Source organism: Nannocystis pusilla (assembly GCF_026626665.1).
Lineage (GTDB): Bacteria > Myxococcota_A > Polyangia > Nannocystales > Nannocystaceae > Nannocystis > Nannocystis pusilla.
Genome location: NZ_JAPNKE010000002.1, coordinates 3,382,933 through 3,398,950, shown reverse-complemented (window position 1 = coordinate 3,398,950; position 16,018 = coordinate 3,382,933). Strand labels below are relative to the sequence as shown.

The following is a 16,018-nucleotide window of genomic DNA, read 5'->3' as shown; positions in this document are numbered from 1 at the left end:
GGCCGTCAGCGCTCCGGTTTGCGGCCGGAGGCGACGTAGATCGGCCAGGTGGCGAAGCCGCGGCGGCTGCGGATCGCGTAGACGTGATCGCGGAAGCCCATGCGCAGGCGCTCGACCACCTCCGGCGGCTGCTGCGTGGCGGTCGACAGCTCGCCGGTGACGTACTCCTCCCAGCTCTCGATCACCCGCGCGAAGTCGTCGATCGCGGTGTTGTTGTTGGTGATCGGGATCTGCTCCATGCGCACGTCCTCGAGGCCCATGTCGGTGAGCTGCGAGAACATCTTGGGCCCGAAGTTCATGTCCATGCCGAGGCTCTGGGCGATCTTCACGGCCTGCTGGTAGGTCCACGCGACCGACTCGTGGCGCGGGTAGCCGTAGTTGTGCGCCGTCATCTCGTTGGTCAGGTAGACCCGACCGCCGGGTTTACAGATCCGCACCAGCTCGCGCAAGATGCTCGACGGGTCGTTGAAGATCTGCAGCGCCAGGCGCGAGGTGACGAAGTCGAAGCTGTTCGACGGCAAGAACAGGTGGGTCGCGTCGCCGAACTGATACTCGATGTCGGTGATGCCGAACTCGCGGGCCATCTGCTGCGCGTATTGAAGGAAGGGCCGCGAGTGGTCGACGCCGACGATGTACGCGGGCTCGAACTCCTTGTAGACGAGCACCGCGAAGTCGCCGATCCCGCAGCAGATGTCGGCGATCCGCATGTGCTTGCCGAGGCCGTGGCGGCGCAGCAGCTCGCGCTCGTGCGACCACACGATGTTGGTCTGAGTCCGCAGGACCGGCACGAGCTGATCGTTCTCGATGACGCCCTGACCGGGGTAAAACGCCTTGTCGTACTGCTCGACGATGGTGTTGCCGAACTGCGCGCCGAGGAAGCCGAACCGCAGCGGCGCCCACGGGACGACGCTCGAGACGACGAGCTTGAGCTTGAGGCTCGGGTGGCGCTCGGCGCAGGCGGCGATGAAGCGCGCGAGCTCGAGGAAGCCGGTGTGGTTGAGGTAACGCAGGCGCTTGAAGTTGAGGTAGAGGACGCCGCGCACGGCGTCGGCGGCGTGGTCGAGGCGCGCCCGCACCGGCGCGAACGCCTCGGGGCCGGCGGGCCGCAGCGTCCCCTCGAGCGCGACCTCCTGGTCGTTCTCGCTGAAGCGGATCGAAAACGGTTGCTCGTTCTCCATACCCAGCTCGGCTCACTCGTGCGGGACGGTAAGGACGATGACGCCGACGCCGTCGCCCTCGCGCAGCGCGAGCTCGACGCCGTGGAGCGCCACCAATTCGAGCAGCCCGACCTCGGCCGGCGGACGCAGGATCATCGACTCGAACTCGGCCTCGTAGCGGGCGCGCGCGTCCGCCGGCGCGACCCGCCCGAGGTCGTCGCGCAGCCGCTGCGCGAGCGCCTCGTCGGTCGGTATCGTCAGCTCGGCGATCACGTGCTCGTCGGTGCGCCCGACCTCGACCACGATCTCGCCCTCGCTCGGCCGGGCGCGGAACACGTACTCGAGCACCTCGTTGAGATAGGTCGAGAGGCGCGTGGTCAGCTGCTCGGGATCGAAGCGATCGGAGGCGACGAAGCGCGCGATGTAATCGGCCAGCCGCTGGCAGTGCGTCCAGCTGTCATAGAGGCCGCGGACGCTGATCCGGAGGGTGAGGATCGGGCTCGGGCCGGGAGGTGAGGGGGCGCGAGGTCGGAGGTCATGCCGGGGCGAGGGCGGGAGAGGGGCGGCAGGCGCACCTCGCCCGGATCCGGGCACGGACGGCGCCTCGGTTCACGGTATCACGAAGCCGTCGCGGCCGGCCGCGAGCCGCGGACGCGTGGCCGGACGCAGGGGCGCGCCGGAGCCCGGGTCCGCGCGCGGACGTGCGCCGGCGCAGACGGCCCGCGCGGGCGCGAAAAAAGCTCGCGGGCCTCGGGAACAAGCCCCAAAGGCCCGTGTCCGAGGCGCCACACGACCGGGGCAAGGACGATGACAACGACCAAGACGCTCGCCATCAAAGTGTTTTACGGCGATCAGCTCGTCGATACGCAGACGCTGACGCAAGACGTTATCAAGATCGGAAAACTGAAGAGTAGCCACATCTGTCTGGATGACGAGGCCGTGGCCCGCATGCACGCCGTGATCGAGGTGTCCGGCGAAGAGGTGCGGGTGATCGATCTCGGGAGCGCGGCGGGCACCGTGCTCAACGGCCAGCGGATCGACAAGAACGCGGTGCTGCACGACGGCGACGCCCTGAACTTCGGGCCGTACCGGCTCGAGGTCGGCTTCGCCAAGCAGCAGGTCGCGGCTGCGCCGGCGCCGGCGCAGGTGGCCGCGCCGGTGGCCGTGGCGGCGGCCGCGGTGGCGGCGGCTCCGCTCGCGGCGGCGCCGATGGCGACGCGGGCCCCGATCCAGATCGACCTCAGCGAGGTCGAGGTTCAGAGCGGCTCGCGGGTGGCCGAGGTCGTGGCGATGTACGGCTCGACGGTGCTCGACGTGCAGCACGTCGGCCAGCTGAAGAACCGCAAGTCGCAGGCGCCGCTCTTCCTCGCCATTGGCGGAGTGATGCTGGCCGCCGGCACGGCGGTGTTCTTCAGCGACGTGAACCAGGACTGGCCGGGCTACGGCAAGCGGGTCCAGGAGTCGATCGAGCAGGGCACGCCGCGCCCGACCCCGCCCGGAAACGGCCTGGCGGCGATCGGCATGTTGCTGGCGATCGCGGGCCTCGTGCCGTTCAGCATGGGCCTCATCCGCACCGGCGACTACGTCAACAAGAACTTCACGATCGGCGAGGGCCACGGCGCGTCGTTCCACGTGCCGCCGGCCGGCCTGCCCGAGCCCAACGGCTTCCCGCTGGTCCGCGGCAGCGACCACGAGTTCGCGCTCAACTTCACGCAGAACATGAGCGGCGAGGTCACCTTCGACGGCCAGACGATCACGCTGCAGCAGCTGGTCGCCACCGGCCGCGCGGGCTCGCAGGGCTCGTCGTTCAGCTTCCCGCTGCCGCCCGGAGCGACGGCGCGGGTCAAGTACCAGGACGTCACCTTCTACGTGAACTCGGTCGCGCCGGGCGCGGTGATCAAGGGCGGCAGCGAGACCGACAAGCCGTTCTGGATCTACAACGGCGCGTCGTTCGTGGTCATCGGCAGCCTGCTGGTGCTCACGCACCTGATCCCCAACGAGGCCGGCAACCTGAGCCTCGACGAGATGATGGAAGAGAACCGCTTCGTCGGTTACCTCAACCAGCCCGACAAGCCGCCGGAGGAGGAGGAGCCGCCGCCGGAGGACATGGAGAACTCCGACGACGAGGCCGGCGGCACCGGTCAGCGTCACAAGGGCGAGGAGGGCAAGATGGGCAAGCCCACCTCGAAGACCAAGTCGGGCCTCTACGCCATGAAGGGCCCGAAGGACGCCATCCCGCAGATGGCCCGTAACTTCGACCCCGACATGGCCGCGCGCCAGGCCGGCATCCTCGGGGTGATGAGCGCCGAGAGCGGCCACTTCCTCGCCTCGCCGTACGGCGGCGCGTTCGCGGTCGGCAACGACGACGCGGACGTGTGGGGCGGCCTCACCGGCACGGAGATCGGCGAGGCGTACGGCGTCGGCGGCCTCGGCCTGGTCGGCACCGGCCGCGGCGGCGGCGGCACCGGCGAGGGCACGATCGGCCTCGGCAACACGGGCCTCATCGGCAAGGGCGGCGGCGGCGGCACGGGCTCCGGCTACGGCCGTGGCGCCGGCGCCGGCTTCGGCGGCCGCGGCACCCGCGTCCCGACGGTCCGTCAGGCCAAGGCCGAGGTCCAGGGCGCGCTCGACAAGGACATCATCCGCCGCATCGTCCGCGCGCACATCAACGAGGTCCGCTACTGCTACAACCAGGCCCTCGCCCGCGACCCCAACGCCAAGGGCCGCGTCGCCGTCCAGTTCACCATCGGCGGCACCGGCAAGGTGCCCACCGCGGTGGTCCAGGAGAGCACGATGAAGGACCCGGCGGTCGGCTCCTGCATCGCCCAGGCGGTCAAGCGCTGGACCTTCCCCAAGCCGGAAGGCGGCGGCTCGGTCATCGTCTCGTACCCGTTCGTCCTCGAGCCGGGTTGAGCTGAGTCGATCCGTGAGGCTGTCTCGAAGGACAGCATGTCTCGAAGGCCAGGAGGCCCGGCGCACGCCGGGCCTTCGGCGTCTCGCCCGCCGGCGAACGCGAGCGGCGTGCGGCCGACGATGGCGAGGGCAGGGCGAGGAGCGGGCCGTGGCAGGCCGCGCGAGAGGTCGAGGGCCCGTTTGGCGTCGTTGGCGTTCCGCCGTCGCTGTGGGCGGCTGGCGAGGGGCTCCGAGCAGCCTCACCGATCACTCACCACGTCGGAGACGAAGACGGCGGACGTGCGGGCATCGAGAACAGGCGCCGCCGTGCGTCGGAGGGCGAACCGAAGCTGCTCTTCACAGCGGTGGAAGCGGGGCACCGGGGCCGGCGCGATGGAGCGGGATTTCGTTGCGGCCCGCGGAGGTGCCGAGCGACCTATTCGTCGAATCGAGGCGAACGGGTGCAGCCTGTTAATATAGATAGTCTCGGTTCTCCAATCGGCGGTCGGTGCGCGAGAGGCGACGCAGCGTCACGGAGACGTAGACATGTCCGAATAGACACTTTCACGCGCCGCGCGAACGCGCTCGATGCCACGCCGTGCCACCCGACCCGGGCGCTTCATCACGGCGAGGCCGAGTGCCGGGGCGGCAGATGCTCGCCGCGTGCCCGCTGCGACCCGATCGTGCAGCGACATGACCCAAGAGCCAGCCCTCCGCGAACGCGCCTGCACGCCCCCGCAGAGGCGCGCGCGAGGAGCTTCTGCGCCGCGGCGAACTGCGCTATCAGTCGCCCATGCAGGCCCCTGACCCCTGGGGCGAGCGGTTGCCTCGCAAGCTCGGCCTCGCCAGCACCGTCGCGGTGCTGGTCGGCTCGACGATCGGCAGCGGCATCTTCCGGACCCCGGCGGAGATCGCCGGCCACATCGACGACCTGACCCTGTTCGTCCTCGCGTGGGTCGCCGGCGGCGTGGTCGCCCTGGCCGGCGCATTGACCGTCGCCGAGCTGGCGATCCTCTATCCCCGCAGCGGCGGCATCTACGTCTACCTGCGCGAGGCGTTCGGCAAGCTGCCGGCCTTCCTGTTCGGCTGGGCCGAGCTGCTCATCCTGCGCCCGGCCGCGTACGGCGCGATCGCGGTGACCTCGGCCGAGTACCTGCTGCGCACGTTCGGCATCGACGAAGCGCCGCCGGCGCTCGGACCGCTGTCGCGGGCCCAGGTGGTGGCGGTGGCGATGATCGCCACGGTCGCCGCGGTCAACCGCCGCGGCGTCGAGTTCGGGGCCCTCGTGCAGAACGTCAGCACCGCGCTGAAGGTCGCGGCGCTGCTCGGGCTGGTCGCGCTCGGCCTCCTGCTGGCCCCGGAGGCGACTGTCCCGGCGGCCGCGGTCGCGGCGCCGACAGCCGACGGGGCCTTCGTCCTGGCGATGGTCGCTATCCTCTGGGCCTACGACGGCTGGTGCGACGTCGGCTTCGTGAGCGGCGAGGTCTGCGATCCGCAGCGCACGCTCCCGCGGGTGTTCATCCTCGGGACCGCCGCGGTCGTCGCGCTCTACCTCGCGGCCAACCTCGTGTACCTGCGGGTCATCCCGCTGGAGCAGATGGCCCGTGCGCAGCTGGTCGCCGCCGACACCGCCGCCGCCCTGATCGGCTCGCTCGGCACCACTCTGGTGGCCGCGGCCGTCATGATCAGCACCTTCGGCACCCTCAACGGGTCGATGATGACCGGGCCCCGGGTGTTCTACGCCATGGCGGAGGACCGGCTGTTCTTTCGCCGGCTGGCCCAGGTCCACCCGCGCCACGGCACGCCCTCGGCCAGCATCGTCCTCGGCGCCGCGCTCGGGATCGTGTTCGTCTCGGTCCACAGCTTCGCCGAGCTGGCGAGGCAATTCGTGATCGGCATCTGGCCGTTCTACGCGCTCAGCGTGGCCGCCGTGTTCGTCCTGCGGCGCAAGCGCCCCGACCTGCCGCGGCCGTACCGGACGTTCGGCTACCCGTGGGTGCCGCTGCTGTTCCTGGCCGCCTCCGTGTTCCTGCTCGGCAACTACGCCCTGTCGCAGCCGCGGGAATTCGTCGTCGACTGCGCCATCGTGCTGTCCGGCGTGCCTGTCTACTGGTTGTGGTCGCGCCGCGCGCCGGATGCCGGAATCGTCGGCGATGACACCGCCGACGGCGGGTAGAGGAGATCTCTTCTGACCGCAGACCTGTGAGCATGGTTGGTTGATCATGCATTGCGGTCAGGTGCGCTCTAATCAATAGAGTAAGAATATGTATTGATCTACAATTTTCTTGTCGGCGCCGCGGACGCCGACCGTGGGATCGTCGTAGTTGCCGCCAAAACCTGTCCAGACCGCGAAAAATTGTATTGGCTTTCGCATCCATGCGCGTGAAGTGCGTCCGTGCGGCCGCTCTGTGCTCGCGGTCTCACCGAACCAAGGCGTGATCCGGGGGTGCGTGAATGGTTGCGCTGCGCAGCACGCGACGATTATGGTGGTGCGGTCTCAGGTGAGCTGACCTGAGGCTGCCTCTCCGGCAATGTCCTTTTCACCATGGTCGTTCGGCCAGGGTCTTTAGACCCTGTCCGATGGCCCCAGGGGGTCTCATGTCCGCTCGTCGCGTCATCGTCTCTGCCGTCTCCGCCTGTCTGCTGTCCGCCTGCCACGAGGGGGGATCGCCGCTGAAACCGAGTCTCGCACCGTCACCGCCGACGACGTGGCGGCGCTCGGCCCAGGCGAGGTCCTCGAGCTCGACCTGTCCGAAGGGGCAGTGCGCTTCGCGTTGGTCGACGGGCCGATCGACTTCACCCGCGTATCCGTGCGCAGCGGCGACGAGCGGCCCGCGCTCGTGCAAGACCTGCTGGTCCGTCACGGCGGGCGCTGGGGCGTGCAGACCGCCGGAGCGGCCGCCGACTTCGCGTTCGAGCTCGACGGCGAGATGGTCGCGGCCGCGACCTCGGCGGGCGGGACGGCGACCTTCGTGTGGTCGCAGAGCCAGGCGCTCGGCCGCCTGCCGCGGGTCGACCGGGTGCAGGCCGACGAGGCCGGCGTGCCGCGCTTCATCGCCGGCGACCTCGGGACGCTGACCCGCGGCGGCAACGTGCGGGAGAGCGCCCGCGGCTGGCTGGCCGACATGGCGCCGGTGTTCCGCCTCGGCGACGAGACCGACCTCGAGGCGGTCCGCCACCACACCGACTCGCTCGGCAAGGTCCACGTGCGCTTCCGGCAGTACCTCCACGACCTGCCGGTGGTCGGCGGCGAGCTGACGGTCCACGCCGACGCGCTCAGCGGGCAGGTCCAGGCGGTCACCGGTCGCGTCGTCCCGGCCGAGGCGCTGCCGCTGGCGCCGACCCTCGATCCCGACGAGGCGATCGAGGCGGTGGCGGGCCGCCTGGCCGCCGAGTGGGTCAGCGTCGACGCGCCCGAGCTCGTCTACGTGGTGACCGAGGCCGGCCCGCGCCTGGCCTGGCAGGCGGTGGTCGAGTACGAGGACGAGGAGGGCCCGCAGCGCGACATCGTGTTCGCGGACGCCGTGAGCGGCGAGATGGTGGCCCGTCACCCGCAGATCCACCACGTCAAGCACCGCAAGGTCTACAACGCCAATAACGGCACCAAGCTGCCGGGCAAGCTGATCGTCAGCGAGGGCGGCGCGTCCGACGACAAGGTCGCCCAGGCCGCCCACGACCTCTCGGGCGTGACGCACGACTTCTACCTGGCCAAGTTCGGCCGCGACAGCTTCGACGCCGCCGGCGCGACCATCCACTCGACCGTCCATTACTCGAAGAACTACGTCAACGCGTTCTGGAACGGCCAGCAGATGGTCTACGGCGACGGCGACGGCTACTACGCCAGCCCGTTCGCGCAGGACCTGGACGTGGTCGCTCACGAGCTGACCCACGCGGTCACGCAGTACGAGGCCAGCCTCGTCTACCAGAACCAGTCGGGCGCGCTCAACGAGGCGATGTCGGACATCATGGCGGCGGCCGTCGACGCCTTCAAGAACGGCGTGTCGGCCAAGACCTGGCTGCTCGCCGAGACCTGCTGGACGCCGGGTGTGGCCAATGACGCGATGCGCTACATGTCCAATCCGACCCAGGACAAGCAGTCGTACGATTACTACCCGGAGCGCTACACCGGCCAGCAGGACAACGGCGGCGTCCACATCAATTCGGGCATCGCCAACCTGGCGTTCTACCTGCTGTCGCAGGGGGGCAAGCACCCGCGCAACAAGACGAACACGGTGGTGCCGGCGCTCGGCATCGACAAGGCGGCGCAGATCTTCTACCGCGCGCTGACGAACTACCTCAACTCCAACGCGACCTTCCAGGACGCTCGCGACGCGACGGCTCAGGCGGCCTCCGAGCTCTACGACGCCGAGGCGGTCGCGGCGGTCCACGCCGCGTGGACGGCGGTGGGCGTGCCGGGTGGCCCCAATGGCGACGGCGGCGGCGACGGCGGCGACGGGGGCGAGCAGAGCTGTTCGGGCACGCCCTTCAAGGGCAACCTGAGCGGCAGCGGCAAGGACCAGTTCGAGCCGGGCGGCTCGTACTACTCCACGAAGGCGAGCGGGTCGCACACCGGCTGTCTCGCCGGCCCGGCCGGGGCCGACTTCGATCTCTACCTCTACAAGTGGAACGGCTCCACCTGGGCCAAGGTCGCCAAGTCGGAGGGCCCGACCAACAACGAGTCGGTCACCTATCAGGGCACCGCCGGCCACTACACCTGGCAGGTCGTGTCGGCCAGCGGCGCCGGCGACTACACGCTGACGCTCAAGGCCCCGTGAATAGCCCGCCCGCGGCGGCCTGGCCCCGTGCAGGTCGCCGCGATCGGGGTAGGGTGCAGTCTCCACGTGACAGCCGGTCAGGACCGCGGGTCACGATGTAGGCACAACCACCGCGAGCACGAAAAAAGCGGGCACGGTCCTCATCCGTGCCCGCTCACGCCTCAACAACACACCTCGAATTCGATCGGGCCTCCTCTCACCACGGTACACCCTTCAGCCGCGAAGGACCGAAGACTGCCGGCTTATCAAGACCGAGATGCTCGGGCTTGAATCGCGGCCGGCAGCCGTGCACCGGGGTGCAGAGAGGAGGACCGACCGACGCTTCCATTCTTGTCCGTGCCGACGGTGCTTGTCAAACCGAAAAGCGAGCACAGCAGTCGCAACATTATCGCTCGGTGCATTTTCGGGTCCGCACGCGGACGGCCCACATTTTCGCCCGAGCCCCGATCGCTTCGGCGAATTCGACCGCAACCACGTCCACTACGGTGAATCGCGGGCGGGCCGGCCTGATGCGATTTCGTGGGAGCCCTTCGGACATGTCTGTAGGGTCATGTCGCGCGCTTCCACTGTCACTTGCCCGCGCGCCCCGTGCCGCCTGGCCCCAGGCTCGCGGCCAGAGCGGCGCGCGGAGGATCGGCCGAGGCAGGCCACGATCGCGCCGATCGTCGCGTACAGGTCGTCGCGCGCCGGCCGTCGCGCGAGCGATTCACGTGGGCGCGACGGGGAGGCCGCCGCGATCGTGAGAAGATCGGCCTCGTTCCGCAGGACGCTCGACCGCGCCGCGACGGTCATCCTCGTCGCGCGGGAGCGCGGCCGTGTTCACGGCGGCGCGAAGGGAGACCGTCGTGGGCGCAGGGGGCGTCCTCGTCGCACAGGGTCGCTCGGCCGCGCGAGCGGCGAACGGGGAGGCCGCCGCACTCGCGGGATCGTCCTCGTATCGCAAGGGCGTGTCCGGAGGCGCGAACGGGGAGGCCGCCGCACCCGCGGGATCGACCTCGTATCGCAAGGGCGTGCCCGGTGGCGCGAACGGGGAGGTCGCCGCACCCGCGGAAAACGGCCTCGTATCGCAGGAGCGCTCGGCGTCGTGTCCTGGCGGCGGCGCGAGAGGGAGGCGGGGAGCGGCTCCGTTCGCAACGCCGATCGGCCGCGGGTACGCCGGCGCGAACGGGAGGACGCGGGTGACGCTCGCGTCATCTTCGAGCTCCGGGCGATCGATCGCGGCGCTCCGGCGCGAACGGGAGGACGCGGGTGACGCTCGCGTCATCTTCGAGCTCCGGGCGATCGATCGCGGCGCTCCGGCGCGAACGGGGAGGCCGCCGCGACTGCGGCTGCACGCTTCGTCCTCGCGGCCTCCTGGGGCGGACCGGTCTCCGGGGACAGGCGCCTCGCGGCGAGAGCGGGGACCGGTTTCTCGGCGCGTCCCGGGGGCTGTGCTAGTTTGAGGGGACCATGGCGCCGGCGAGCCACCCGAAGCGGATGTCTGCCCTGACGCTGTGCATGGCGACCACGGCGCTGCTCGCCTGTCGACCCGCGGCGCTCACCCCCGAAGCCGAGCGCGTGCATCGGGGGGTCAATCAGATCCCCCTCAGCGCCCGCCCGCCGACCGCAGGGACCCAGGCCCCACCGGCAGCCGCCCTGCCGCCCCAGGCGCCTGCGGAGGTCTCCGCGGCGGCCTTGCTGGCGCGCGGCGAACCCGAGGCCGCGCTCGCGCGCCTGGCTCACGAGCCCGCGCCCGTCGGTTCGCTGCAAGCCTCCGTGCAGCGCCTGACGAAGGCCCGCGCCGCCCGCGAGCTCGGGCGCCCGGCCGAAGCGGTGCAGGCGCTGGCCGAGCTGGCGGCGGAGCGGCGGCCGGCCAAGTCGTGGCCGCACGAGGTGGTGCTTCACGAGTACGCCCAGGCGCTGGTCGAGGCGGCGGCGTCGGCCCCGAGCGCCGAGGCCGACGCGCTGCGCAAGCAGGCGGTAGCGGCGTGGGAGCGGGCGATCGACCACGAGCCGGTGCGCAACGCGGCGCCGATGCGAGTCGCGCGGGCGCGGACGATGGCGGCGATCGAGGGCCCGGCGGCGGCGCGCCGCGCAGTCAAGGCGCTGACCGAGGTGCTGCGCGATTACCCCGAGCACCCGGACGTCGCCGGCCTCGAGCTGCTGCGAGCGCAGGCGATCGCGCGCGAGGGCAAGACCGCCGACGCGGTCAAGGCGCTGCGCACCGTGGCGATCTGGCGCGCCGGCACCGAGGCGGCCGTCGGCGCCGAGGCGGCGCTGGCGGAGCTCGGGCGCCCGGTCCGCTACAGCGCGGCCGAGCAGCTCGACCGCGCGGCCGCGGCCCGCCGCTCGCGCGACATGACGCTGTCGCGCCAGGTCCTGACGGACCTGGTCGAAGATTCCAAAACTCCGGGACATGTCCGAGAGGTCGCGTTGCGCTCGCGGGCGTCGACCGCCTCGCGCGCCCACGACTACGGCGCGTGCGCGGATGACCTTTCGGTCCTGTTCAAAAGTCAGCCTCGGGCGACCTCCGCGGCGACCTGCTGCGCTGCCTCGACAAGGCCGGGCGCTACGACGAGGCGCTGGCGATCTGGACCGAGCAGGCCGGGCGCAAGGGCGGGGCCGGGCGCGCGGCGCTGTGGGAGGCGATCCGTCAGGCGGTCCGCGGCGGCCGCTACGAGAAGGCGCGCGAGCTGCTCGGGCGCACGCCGGCGAAGGAGCGCCAGCGCGGCGAGGGGCTGTGGCTCGACGCCTGGCTCGACTTCCGCCTCGGCGACTTCGACGCCGCCGCGACCGCGTTCGCCAGCGCGGAGCGCCGCCTGCCGGCCGACCAGGCCCGCGCCGCTCGCTACTTCCGCGCCCGCGCGCTGCTGGCCGCCGGCGCCGGCGCGAAGGCGACGGGCGAGGCGGGCGAGGAGCAGACCCCCGATCGCGGCGAGGCCGAGCGCCTGCTGCGACAGCTCGTGGCCGAGGATCCGCTCGGCTACTACGGCCTGCAGGCGCGCCAGCGGCTGCTCGACATCGGCGCCGATCCGGGGCCGCTGCCGGCGCTCGCCCCGGTGCCCGCAGAGGCGAACCCGGCGCCCGACTTCGCGGCCACGCGCGCGACCTTCGAGGCGCTGGCCGGCGAGTTCGGCTGGGCCTTCCCGGCGCTGGCCCGCGGCGCGGCGCTCCACGCCGCCGGCCTGCTCGACGAGGCGCGCCGCGAGCTGCGGGTCGCGGTCGACGCCTACGAGGGCCTCTACGGGCTCGATCGCGGCGGATGGGTCCCGCGCCACGAAGACCTGGTGGTGGGGCTGAGCTGGAAGTCGACGTGGAAGCAGCCGCGCCTCGGCCTGCCGAAGGACGCGCGCAAGCTGGTGCGCGAGCGCGGGGCCGGCGAGACGCTGCGCGAGGGGCTGTTCGCGCTGACGTGGGCGCTCGACGAGCCGTACCGCCGCAGCCGCCTGATGCCTGCGACGGCCGGCTCGTACAAGGCGCGCTGGCACCCGCGGGCGTTCCGCGAGGCGGTCGAGCGCGAGGCCACCGCCCGCGCCTTCGACCCGACGCACCTGTGGGCCTTGATGTACACCGAGTCGCGGTTCCGCCGGCACGTGGTGTCGTCGTCGGGCGCGCGCGGGGCCATCCAGATCATGCCGTGGACCGGCCAGCAGCTGGCGGCGCGCCTCGGCGAGTCGTTCGACGTCGACGCGCTGTTCGACGAGGAGCACAACGTGCGCCTGTCGGCCTATTACTTCGCCGAGCTGCTGCACAAGTTCCACGGCCAGGCCGCGCTGGCTTACGCGAGCTACAACGGCGGCCCCTTCAACGTCGCCCGCTGGCTGGCCGCCAAGGGCTCGAGCTCGGCCCCGCTCGAGCTCGACGTCTTCATCGCCGAGATCCCGTTCCGCGAGACGGCCAACTACACCCGCCGCGTGCTCGAGGTGCAGGCCGCGTATGCCCTGATGTACGGCGGTTCGCTGCCGCGCTGGCAGAACACGGTCGACCTGCGCGTCGAGGACAACATCGACTTCTGATCGCGCGGTCGGGGCGTGACGCTCGCGCGGCCGACGGTGCGCATGGCGCCCGGCGCTCGCCTGGCCGCCGCCCGCGTGCGAACCACTCGCACATGTCTCCGCGGCAGCGGCGCAGGATCACCGGCGCGGAACCGGACCGGGCGCAGGCTCGCGCCTTTTGCCGCGAAGGAGGCCGGCTTGTCGCCGCGACCGCCGCAGCGGTACCGTCGCGGTGGTGGCGAGCGCCACTCCGGCGGGAGCCGGCACCTTCGCCCTGACGGGCAGACACGAGGTTTTCGTGATGAACGAGAGGCTAAACCAGCTCGGGCAAGCCGCGCAGCGGCTCAACGAGGGGTCCGATCAGCTCAACGCGCTGATCTCGGCGATCGACAAGGCCCTGGGCCGCCTGATGATCGGCATGGACTACGTCCACCCGCGGCCGCTGCAGGAGTCGATGTCGACCGGACGCGACGGCAAGCGAGTCATCGAGCTGTGCTTCCTCGGCTACCTGCGCGTCCAGGGCGAGTACCACCTCGTCATCAAGACGGTGAAGATCCTCGAGTCGAAGATCGCGCTGGCCTCGGAGAACCCGGGCAACGTGATCCCGCTGCTGCAGGCGCCGCGCGTGCTCAGGCACGCGGCCGTCGATCTGTTCCCCGAGCTGATCCAGGTGCTGTCGAACCAGGTCGGCGACCTCGTGGCGCAGATGGAGCGCCGCTGCACCACCGCGAAGGGGCTGCTCGAGCAGCTCGAGGGCCTGGAGGCGCAGATCACCGCCGCCCGCGACGCGCGAGGGCCGGAGCCGTCAGGCGCCTGAGGCCGTTTCGGGCCGCTCCGCCGGCCTTCCTCGCCGGCCGCGGGCGAAGCGTGCTATAGGCGCCCGCGATGCCGCGCCGCGTCCTCGTCACCGCCGCCCTCCCGTACGCCAACGGTTCGCCCCACCTCGGGCACCTGCTCGAGTACATCCAGACCGACGTCCACGTGCGGGCGCGCCGGCTGGCCGGCGAGGACGTGATCTTCATGTGGGCGGTCGACACGCACGGCACGCCGATCGAGCTGCGCGCCCGGCGTGAGGGCGTGGACCCGGCCGACCTGGTCGCGCGCATGCACGCCGAGCACGCGCAGGTCTATCGCGACTTCGGCATCGAGTCGGACATCTTCTACACCACGCACTCGGACGAGACCCGCAAGCACGCCGAGTTCATCTACGAGAAGATGCAGGCGGCGGGGCAGATCGAGAAGCGGGTCACGCGGCAGCTCTACTGTCCCAAAGACCAGATGTTCCTGCCGGACCGCTTCGTCAAGGGCACCTGCCCGTACTGCGCCTCGGCGGACCAGTACGGCGACGTCTGCGAGAAGTGCGGCCACACGTACAACCCGAGCGAGCTCAAGGATCCGCACTGTGCGATCTGCGGGACCACGCCGGAGCTGCGCGACTCGGAGCACCTGTTCGTGTCGCTCGGCCGCTTCGAGGGCTTCCTGCGCGAGTGGCTGAACTCGACCAAGCTGCAGTCGGCGGTCCGCAACTACGTGATGCGGTGGGTCGACGACGGCCTGCGCGACTGGGACATCTCCCGCGACGCGCCTTACTTCGGCTTCTCGATCCCCGGCTACGAGGGCAAGAAGTTCTTCTACGTGTGGTTCGACGCGCCGGTCGGCTACATCGGCGCGACCCAGAAGTGGTGCGACGAGCACCCCGACCGCGCCTCGTTCGCGTCGTACTGGCGCGCCGATCAGAGCCAGGACACCGAGATCGTCCACGTCATCGGCAAGGACATCGTCTACTTCCACGCGCTGTTCTGGCCGGCGATGCTGCACGCGGCCGGCTACACCACGCCGACGCGGATCAACGTGCACGGCTGGCTGACCGTCAACGGCGAGAAGATGTCGAAGACGCGCGGGACCTTCATCCTCGCGCGCACGTACCTCGACCACCTGCCGGCCGACTACCTCCGCTACTACTTCGCGGCCAAGCTCGGGCCGGAGCAGGACGACATCGACCTCGACCTGGCCGACTTCGTCAGCCGGGTGAACACCGACCTGGTCAACAAGGCGGCCAACCTCGCCAGCCGCTGTCAGAAGTTCCTGGTCGGTCGGCTGGAGGGCAAGCTCGGCCCGATCCCCGCCGACGCCGAGCCGCTGATGGCGAAGGCCCGTGAGGCGCTGGCGCAGGTGCCGGCGCTCTACGCCAACTTCGAGTCGGCCAAGGCGCTGCGCCTGGCGATCGAGATCGGCGGCGAGTTCGACGCCTACATCACGGCGCAGGAGCCGTGGAAGGTGGTCGGCAAGGATCCCGAGCGGGCGCGGGCGGTCTGCACCGCGGGCATGTGGGCGAGCAAGGTGATCGCGGCGATCCTCAAGCCGGTGCTGCCGAAGTGGGCGGCGACGATCGAAGAGGGCCTGCGCCTGCCGGCCCCGCTCGACTTCGTCAACGCGATCGAGCCGCTGCCGGAGGGCCTGGTGGTCGGCGCCTACGTGACGCTGGCCGAGCGCATCGACCCCAAGAAGATCGAGGCGATCGTCGAGGCCAGCAAGGAGACGATCGCGGCTCCGGCGGCCCCGGAAGTGCCGGCGTACACGGTCGAGCCGCTGGCGGCCGAGGCCAGCATCGACGCGTTTGCCGCCGTCGACCTCCGCGTCGGCAAGGTGCTCACCGCGGCGCGGGTGAAGGGCTCCGACAAGCTGCTGCAGCTGACGATCGACCTCGGGCCGCTCGGGCAGCGCAACATCTTCAGCGGGATCGCGGCCTCGTACGCGCCCGAACAGCTGGTGGGCAAGCACGTGGTCGTGTTCGCCAACCTCAAGCCCCGCAAGATGCGGTTCGGCGTCAGCGAGGGCATGGTCCTCGCGTCGGGCGCGAAGGACGACGCGATCACGGTGCTCGAGCTCGACCCGCGCAGCTTGCCGGGCGAGAAGATCAGCTGACGTCGCGGCCGCGCCCGGCATCGGCCCATGCGGCCGATGCCGCTCGTGGTGGCTCGGTCGCCGGTGGCGTCGCCCGGGCGGGCTGGTCCGAGGAACATGTCCTGGGGCGCAGACAGCTCGGCCAGGGGGCGAGCGCCTGCTCGACACCCCAGGCGGGGAGTCCGTACCGTAAGCGGGTAAGCGGGCAGCCGGTCCTCCGAGGCATCTGCGCTCGTGAGCGACTCGGCCAGCCCGAGCCGTCACCAGGCTCGAGAGTCAGCGCGAATGTTCATGGGCTGCGGTATCTCCGCCCCCC

9 protein-coding genes are annotated in these 16,018 nt (G+C 71.0%); 6 read left to right on the top strand and 3 right to left on the bottom strand.

The genetic code is table 11. From position 1 onward, the window contains the following. Nucleotides 1-5 precede the first annotated feature (5 nt). Nucleotides 6-1,178 carry a methyltransferase domain-containing protein gene (locus OV079_RS14815; protein ID WP_267769192.1) on the bottom strand — a complete coding sequence of 391 codons (1,173 nt, stop codon included), beginning with the start codon at nucleotides 1,176-1,178 and terminating at the stop codon, nucleotides 6-8. A gap of 12 nt (nucleotides 1,179-1,190) precedes the next feature. Next, on the bottom strand, nucleotides 1,191-1,751 hold the full coding sequence (locus OV079_RS14810; protein ID WP_267769190.1) for a hypothetical protein: 561 nt from the start codon (nucleotides 1,749-1,751) through the stop codon (nucleotides 1,191-1,193). A gap of 213 nt (nucleotides 1,752-1,964) precedes the next feature. On the opposite strand from OV079_RS14810, the gene OV079_RS14805 reads away from it, so the two are divergent. The 3 genes from OV079_RS14805 to OV079_RS14795 all read left to right on the top strand — a co-directional run bounded on the left by OV079_RS14805 (nucleotide 1,965) and on the right by OV079_RS14795 (nucleotide 8,824). Continuing rightward, on the top strand, nucleotides 1,965-4,070 hold the full coding sequence (locus OV079_RS14805) for an AgmX/PglI C-terminal domain-containing protein (protein ID WP_267769187.1): 2,106 nt from the start codon (nucleotides 1,965-1,967) through the stop codon (nucleotides 4,068-4,070). A 772-nt stretch (nucleotides 4,071-4,842) separates the two neighbouring features. Continuing rightward, entirely contained in the window at nucleotides 4,843-6,225 is a 1,383-nt protein-coding gene (locus OV079_RS14800) for an APC family permease (RefSeq protein WP_267769186.1), read from the top strand. A 532-nt stretch (nucleotides 6,226-6,757) separates the two neighbouring features. Continuing rightward, a complete protein-coding gene (locus OV079_RS14795) occupies nucleotides 6,758-8,824 on the top strand; it encodes a M4 family metallopeptidase (protein ID WP_267769184.1) in 2,067 nt (688 codons plus the stop codon). A 1,880-nt stretch (nucleotides 8,825-10,704) separates the two neighbouring features. Here OV079_RS14795 and OV079_RS14790 read toward each other — a convergent pair. Then, a complete protein-coding gene (locus OV079_RS14790; protein ID WP_267769182.1) occupies nucleotides 10,705-10,905 on the bottom strand; it encodes a hypothetical protein in 201 nt (66 codons plus the stop codon). Nucleotides 10,906-11,766: 861 nt separating this feature from the next. Between OV079_RS14790 and OV079_RS55890 the strand changes: the two genes are divergently transcribed. From OV079_RS55890 to metG, 3 genes are all read left to right on the top strand, one after another. Then, nucleotides 11,767-12,819 (top strand): lytic transglycosylase domain-containing protein, encoded by a 1,053-nt coding sequence (locus OV079_RS55890; RefSeq protein WP_267769180.1) that lies wholly within the window; start codon nucleotides 11,767-11,769, stop codon nucleotides 12,817-12,819. A gap of 280 nt (nucleotides 12,820-13,099) precedes the next feature. Continuing rightward, nucleotides 13,100-13,615, top strand: a complete 516-nt coding sequence (locus OV079_RS14780; RefSeq protein WP_267769179.1) for a hypothetical protein — start codon at nucleotides 13,100-13,102, stop codon at nucleotides 13,613-13,615. Between the two features lie 68 nt (nucleotides 13,616-13,683). Beyond that, nucleotides 13,684-15,723 carry a methionine--tRNA ligase gene (gene metG, locus OV079_RS14775; RefSeq protein WP_267769177.1) on the top strand — a complete coding sequence of 680 codons (2,040 nt, stop codon included), beginning with the start codon at nucleotides 13,684-13,686 and terminating at the stop codon, nucleotides 15,721-15,723. Nucleotides 15,724-16,018: the final 295 nt, after the last annotated feature.

What these genes read in the sequence shown, in the direction of transcription:
- OV079_RS14815 (WP_267769192.1), bottom strand. Translation starts at nt 1,178, where the DNA reads ATGGAGAACGAGCAACCGTTTTCGATCCGCTTCAGCGAGAACGACCAG.
- OV079_RS14805 (WP_267769187.1), top strand. Translation starts at nt 1,965, where the DNA reads ATGACAACGACCAAGACGCTCGCCATCAAAGTGTTTTACGGCGATCAG.
- OV079_RS14800 (WP_267769186.1), top strand. Translation starts at nt 4,843, where the DNA reads ATGCAGGCCCCTGACCCCTGGGGCGAGCGGTTGCCTCGCAAGCTCGGC.
- OV079_RS14780 (WP_267769179.1), top strand. Translation starts at nt 13,100, where the DNA reads ATGAACGAGAGGCTAAACCAGCTCGGGCAAGCCGCGCAGCGGCTCAAC.
- metG (WP_267769177.1), top strand. Translation starts at nt 13,684, where the DNA reads ATGCCGCGCCGCGTCCTCGTCACCGCCGCCCTCCCGTACGCCAACGGT.